Here is a 6000-nt window from a genome sequence, read left to right on the forward strand (position 1 = left end):
GAGATTTCAGCCCGATCATGCCTCGTATGGTCAGCTCACTTTTGACGCGATCCTGGCCACGTGCAGAGTTTTTCGGCACATCACCACAGACAGCCTCATGGCGTTCCGTCTTCCATGGCCTGATGGTCGATTGCGCACTTCATTTATTGTGTGGCGGATGGACGCAATCAATGCATCCCGCAATGGCTTCAATGGTTCTCTCGAGAGAACCGCCATCAAAAGCAATTCCGTCAATTTTTCAAGCTTGTCTGGCGCCTCTATATGTGACAAATGCCTAACTGTATCTACAAAGCATTGATCAAGTGCGCTTTTGGTCTGTTCTGAGTTCGAATTCATGGTCCATTTGTTCGCAATGTTTATTTGATGAGGCCGCGTTTGGCGCGTATTTTTGGTTAATCCTTGAAAATCTGTTCCTCATGGATCCGCCGCAATGCCTCCTCAATATGATCGGCAACGGCGGGATTCTCGGCCAATTGCATCAGAGATTTGCCCCCAAACCTCTCCTGCGGCTCCGTCAACCAGATGCAGGCCTTATCCTCATCGCCGAACACATGGTTCGCCAAAAGGGTTAAACGGTGGGCTCGGCCGACACTGATCCCGGTCAGCACAGGTTGCGGCGGTTCGGGCGTGACTGTCTCAACGATGCCCTGTGGGTCATCTCCGACGAGAATCTGGCGGATCTTGGCGACGATCTCCGCCAGTTTCGCCTCTCGATCAGGTTCGCTATCCACCGTGATCATCATCGTCCAATAGGCTCCAAGCGCGTCTCAAAACCCTTGTTCGTCCAGACTTTCGCATTATCTACTGGGCCGGCCATCAACTGACAAGGTGCTAAGCGTGGACGAAATTGTTACCGCCAACGAACGGGAGGAATTGATGGCCAATTTGGCCATCCAGGTTGCTCTCAGCCACCAGCCCAAGGCCCCGACCACCTGCAGGGAAGCCTTCTTACTGGCCAGCATGCTGGCATATCCGGCGTCACCGGATGTCGGTGCGCCCAAATGGGAATTCCGCGTGGTGAGCCTCAACAAGTGGTCGGCCTCATGGGGCCGTTATAAAAGCCAGGTTCCTCACACACCGGATTTGCCGGTCGGTCACATTTCTTGGATCTCCATGCAACCCTTATCCCAGCCTCAGGTCGCGGGCTGGAATTCCTCATGGCGCCGAAGCATCGCCCATATGATCCGGGCGTTCTTGTTGGCGACGGCGACAATTGCCCGGTTCGCCCCGCGACGCTCTCGCAGCGCATTGATCCATTGGCTGAACGGATCACTCCGTCTCGCGGCCACCCGCACCACGGCTCTCGCGCCATGAACGAGCAAGGTTCGCAGGTGCTGATCGCCGCGCTTGCTGATCCCCATCAGAATCTATCGACTGCCACTGGAATGCTGTCGTGGGACAAGCCCCATCCAAGCGGAAAGGTGTCGGCCATTCTTAAACTCCTTGCCATCTCCGACCGCCGCGATCACGGCGGTGGCCGTTTTGGGGCCGACGCCACAGATGCGGGCGATCCGTTGACAAGCCGCATTCGCGCGGAAGATCTCCCCGATGCGACGGTCGAACGCTTTGATCCGCTGGTCGATCTGACCAAGAAACTCGTGGAGTTCCGTGATGGTTTCCCGAGCCATGGTGGTCAAACCGTTGTTCGGATCGGAGATGATCTCGGGGATGGCGCGCCGGGCTCGAGTGATCGAAGCACCGATCGCGAAGCCACGGTCCAGCAGGAGGCCGCGCATCGGCATCCGCCCCGTGCAGTTGGAACACGCTCTTCTCCAGATCGATACCCATGTATGTGATCGTCATGATCTCCTCCAACATCTGATGCGCCCCTTTGCAAGCGTTAGCGGCAGTCGTGGTCGCCGTGATGGCCGAACGGACGTGAATTGGGCGAGCAGCGGCGACGCCGACGGCCACCGTCGGTGTAATCGCGGTCACGAGGGACGGAAGCAGAGCGACGGTCATGACGTGTCGATCCGGTGGTTGGCATGGCCGGCCGGCGATCGGGGGATGGGTGCGAGCGGCGCCATGGTGCCGCCGCAGCATGGGCAGCGGCGGAGGTCGTGGCCAGTGAGACGGTGATGGCGATCACGGTAGTCATCCGGGGTGCCGGCCACCGCGATCGGCGGCGTCGGCACGGCCAGCAGGCGGCGGCAGGTTTCCAGCTTGGCGGCGCGGCGCCCATTGGCGAGAAAGCCGTAATGGCGGATGCGGTGGAAGCCGTCGGGGAGGACGTGGAGCAAGAAGCGGCGGATGAATTCTCCGGGCTTCAGCGTCATCACCTTCTGCTTGTCGTGATGGCGATAGTCCTTCCAGCGGAAGCTGACACCCCCATCCTCGATTCCGCTCAATCGGCTGTTGGCGATGGCAACCCGGTGGGTATAGCGACCGAGATAGGCCAGCACTTGCTCGGGTCCGCCGAACGGGCGCTTGGCGTAAACTACCCAGTTCGCCTTCGCCTTGGCGTGATCTGCCGAATTTTTTCGGCAATTGGAACAGCGCGTTCTACCGTTTTTCCCGCTGGTCCAAGGACGGTGTATGGGATCGGCTTTTCGCCATGATGGCTGACGACCCCGACTTCGAATACGTCATGATCGACTCGACCATCGTCCGGGCGCACCAACATGCGGCGGGCAAAAAAGGGGGCCTGAAGCTCGTGCGATCGGGCGTTCGCGCGGCGGGCTGACCATCAAGATCCACGCCATCGTCGATGCCTTGGGCAATCCGCTGCGCTTTGTCGTCGGGCCAAACCGAACGGTAGCGGATCATGGTGCGATCCGCCGCGATCACCGCACAGGCCCGACGCTCGCTCATCTCGAATTGGCTTCGCAGATGGGCGACAGCTTCTCGCTTGGCGGCGGGCCTCACCATTTTTTTCCCAGCAGATCGCGGAGCGCGGCCTCGTTCAGCATGGATTCCGCCAGCAGCTTCTTCAGCTGGGCGTTCTCGTCCTCAAGCGCTTTCAGCCGCCGGGCTTCCGACACGTCGAGCCCGCCATACTTGGCCTTCCACTTAATGGGATGGACGTCTCTCCCCCCAAGCGGCAAACCCTTGCGGCGGACCCTAGCTTGCCAGCTGACCTTCCCGTTTGTTCCAACGCGTTTAATAAAATCCGCCATGAAAAATCTCCGTGCCAAAAGGATGGCATCGGAGGCCGCAAGAAGTCGATAGGACCAAAATGGAACAGATCATGAAAACTGCAAAGCCATTCTCAATGGAGCAAATTTGGAGCAGAGCGTGATATTTGCCCTATTCAAACGCCCAAAGGAAAAGCCTGCAATCCGTTGGGATTGCAGGCTTTTTGGACTGGTTGCGGGGGCAGGATTTGAACCTGCGACCTTCAGGTTATGAGCCTGACGAGCTACCGGGCTGCTCCACCCCGCGGTAATGTGTTAGGCCGAAGTATTGGCCTGAAACGGATACACCGGCCCTGTTGTTTGGGCCGGTGTTTATCATCGTGTTAGGTTTATCGTTTCCTTTGAAGACCAGGCAGCGTCCTACTCTCCCATGTCTTAAGACAAAGTACCATCGGCGCAGAGGGGTTTCACGTCCGAGTTCGGGATGGGATCGGGTGGAGGGCCCTCGCTATGACCACCTGGTCGTCGAAGGAAACGAATTGATCTGATCTGGATTAGTACCTTCGTGCACTGAACTTGAAGTGTTTCGTGTGTCGGGCTTGCCGCTACGCATGGGCGATCAAGCCGATCGAGCGATTAGTACAGCTTAGCTTCACGTGTTGCCACGCTTCCACATGCTGCCTATCAACGTGGTGGTCTTCCACGGCTCTGATAGGGAAACCTGGTTTTGAGGGGAGCTTCCCGCTTAGATGCATTCAGCGGTTATCTCGTCCGCACATGGCTACCCGGCGATGCCGCTGGCGCGACAACCGGTACACTAGAGGTGCGTCCATCCCGGTCCTCTCGTACTAGGGACAGGTCCTCTCAAGTTTCCAACACCCATGGTAGATAGGGACCGAACTGTCTCACGACGTTCTAAACCCAGCTCACGTACCACTTTAATCGGCGAACAGCCGAACCCTTGGGACCTGCTCCAGCCCCAGGATGTGATGAGCCGACATCGAGGTGCCAAACCTCCCCGTCGATGTGGACTCTTGGGGGAGATCAGCCTGTTATCCCCGGCGTACCTTTTATCCGTTGAGCGATGGCCCTTCCACGCGGGACCACCGGATCACTATGACCGACTTTCGTCTCTGCTCGACTTGTTTGTCTCGCAGTCAGGCGGGCTTATGCCATTGCACTCGACAGCTGATTTCCGACCAGCCTGAGCCCACCATCGCGCGCCTCCGTTACTCTTTGGGAGGCGACCGCCCCAGTCAAACTACCCGCCATGCAGGGTCCCGGCCCCGGGTTCACGGGGCGCGGTTAGATACCAGGAAGCAGAAGGGTGGTATTTCAAGGTTGCCTCCACACCGGCTGGCGCCAGTGCTTCATAGGCTCCCACCTATCCTACACATCCACATCCTAGTACCACTGCAAAGCTGTAGTAAAGGTGCACGGGGTCTTTCCGTCTAGCCACGGGTACTCCGCATCTTCACGGAGAATTCAATTTCGCTGAGTCGATGTTGGAGACAGCGGGGAAGTCGTTACGCCATTCGTGCAGGTCGGAACTTACCCGACAAGGAATTTCGCTACCTTAGGACCGTTATAGTTACGGCCGCCGTTTACCGGGGCTTCAATTCAGAGCTTGCACCCCTCCTTTTAACCTTCCGGCACCGGGCAGGCGTCAGACCCTATACGTCGTCTTTCGACTTCGCAGAGCCCTGTGTTTTTAGTAAACAGTCGCCACCCCCTGGTCTGTGCCACCCCCCTCTGCTTGCGCAAAGAGAGGTACCCCTTATCCCGAAGTTACGGGGTCAATTTGCCTAGTTCCTTCAACATCGTTCTCTCAAGCGCCTTGGTATACTCTACCAGTCCACCTGTGTCGGTTTAGGGTACGGTCTATACGCTGGAGTTATTTCCTGGACCTCCTTCACTGCACCCTCAATCCGATAAGAGGATACAATACACGGAGGCCGTCACTTCCAGCAGGCCCACGAATATTAACGTGGTTCCCATCGACTACGGCTTTCGCCCTCGCCTTAGGGGCCGGCTTACCCTGCGCGGATTAGCCTTGCGCAGGAACCCTTGGACTTTCGGCGACAGTGTTTCTCACACTGTTTGTCGCTACTCATGTCAGCATTCTCACTTCCGATACCTCCAGCGCCTCTCACGATGACGCCTTCGCAGGCTTACGGAACGCTCCGCTACCGCGTGCATTGCTGCACACCCGCAGCTTCGGTGCATGGCTTGAGCCCCGGTACATTTTCGGCGCGAGACAGCTATTAGACCAGTGAGCTATTACGCTTTCTTTAAAGGATGGCTGCTTCTAAGCCAACCTCCTGGTTGTTTTGGCCGTCTTACATCCTTTCCCACTTAGCCATGACTTGGGGACCTTAGCTGGCGGTCTGGGCTGTTTCCCTTTTGACGATGGACCTTAGCACCCACCGTCTGTCTCCCGGATAGTACTCTACGGTATTCGGAGTTTGGTTAGGTTTGGTAGGTCTTTGGGACCCCCTAGCCCATCCAGTGCTCTACCCCCGTAGGTATTCGTCCGAGGCGCTACCTAAATAGCTTTCGCGGAGAACCAGCTATTTCCGAGTTTGATTGGCCTTTCACCCCTAACCACAGGTCATCTCCGTCTTTTTCAACAGACGTGAGTTCGGTCCTCCAGTGGGTGTTACCCCACCTTCAACCTGCCCATGGCTAGATCACCCGGTTTCGGGTCTAATGCATGCAACTCGTCGCCCTATTCAGACTCGCTTTCGCTGCGCCTACGCCTACCGGCTTAAGCTTGCTGCATACACTAACTCGCTGACCCATTATACAAAAGGTACGCCGTCACCCCTCGAGGGGGCTCCGACTGCTTGTAGGCATTCCGTTTCAGGTACTATTTCACTCCCCTTGTCGGGGTGCTTTTCACCTTTCCCTCACGGTACTAGTTCGC

At 57.3% G+C, this 6000-nt stretch carries 2 protein-coding genes, 1 tRNA gene, 2 rRNA genes and 3 pseudogenes (1 of these 8 only partly in view); 1 reads left to right on the top strand and 7 read right to left on the bottom strand.

Annotation, left to right across the window (positions count from 1 at the left end; genetic code table 11):
* Window positions 1-392: 392 nt before the first annotated feature.
* From WV31_RS02315 to WV31_RS02330, 3 genes and pseudogenes are all read right to left on the bottom strand, one after another.
* Window positions 393-743 (bottom strand): MbcA/ParS/Xre antitoxin family protein, encoded by a 351-nt coding sequence (locus WV31_RS02315; protein WP_068433398.1) that lies wholly within the window; start codon window positions 741-743, stop codon window positions 393-395.
* 390 nt (window positions 744-1133) lie between these two features.
* A pseudogene (locus WV31_RS22355) lies at window positions 1134-1772 on the bottom strand (IS110 family transposase); the annotation flags it as partial.
* A 186-nt stretch (window positions 1773-1958) separates the two neighbouring features.
* A complete protein-coding gene (locus tag WV31_RS02330; protein WP_237051575.1) occupies window positions 1959-2537 on the bottom strand; it encodes an IS91 family transposase in 579 nt (192 codons plus the stop codon).
* On the opposite strand from WV31_RS02330, the pseudogene WV31_RS02335 reads away from it, so the two are divergent.
* Window positions 2453-2751: pseudogene (locus WV31_RS02335) on the top strand (IS5 family transposase); the annotation flags it as partial. The gene WV31_RS02330 and the pseudogene WV31_RS02335 sit on opposite strands and share 85 nt — an antisense overlap.
* Here WV31_RS02335 and WV31_RS21370 read toward each other — a convergent pair.
* From WV31_RS21370 to WV31_RS02350, 4 genes and pseudogenes are all read right to left on the bottom strand, one after another.
* Window positions 2722-3008, bottom strand: a pseudogene (locus WV31_RS21370) (transposase); the annotation flags it as partial. The pseudogenes WV31_RS02335 and WV31_RS21370 sit on opposite strands and share 30 nt — an antisense overlap.
* Before the next feature lie 296 nt (window positions 3009-3304).
* A tRNA-Met gene (locus WV31_RS02340) sits at window positions 3305-3381 on the bottom strand.
* 100 nt (window positions 3382-3481) lie between these two features.
* Window positions 3482-3596, bottom strand: a 5S ribosomal RNA gene (gene rrf, locus WV31_RS02345).
* A gap of 93 nt (window positions 3597-3689) precedes the next feature.
* A 23S ribosomal RNA gene (locus tag WV31_RS02350) occupies window positions 3690-6000 on the bottom strand; it runs 431 nt beyond the window's last position.

The sequence above is a fragment of the Magnetospirillum sp. ME-1 genome, assembly GCF_002105535.1.
Lineage (GTDB): Bacteria > Pseudomonadota > Alphaproteobacteria > Rhodospirillales > Magnetospirillaceae > Phaeospirillum.

Coding starts and splice junctions, on each gene's coding strand:
- WV31_RS02315 (WP_068433398.1), bottom strand. CDS start 743: ATGATGATCACGGTGGATAGCGAACCTGATCGAGAGGCGAAACTGGCG.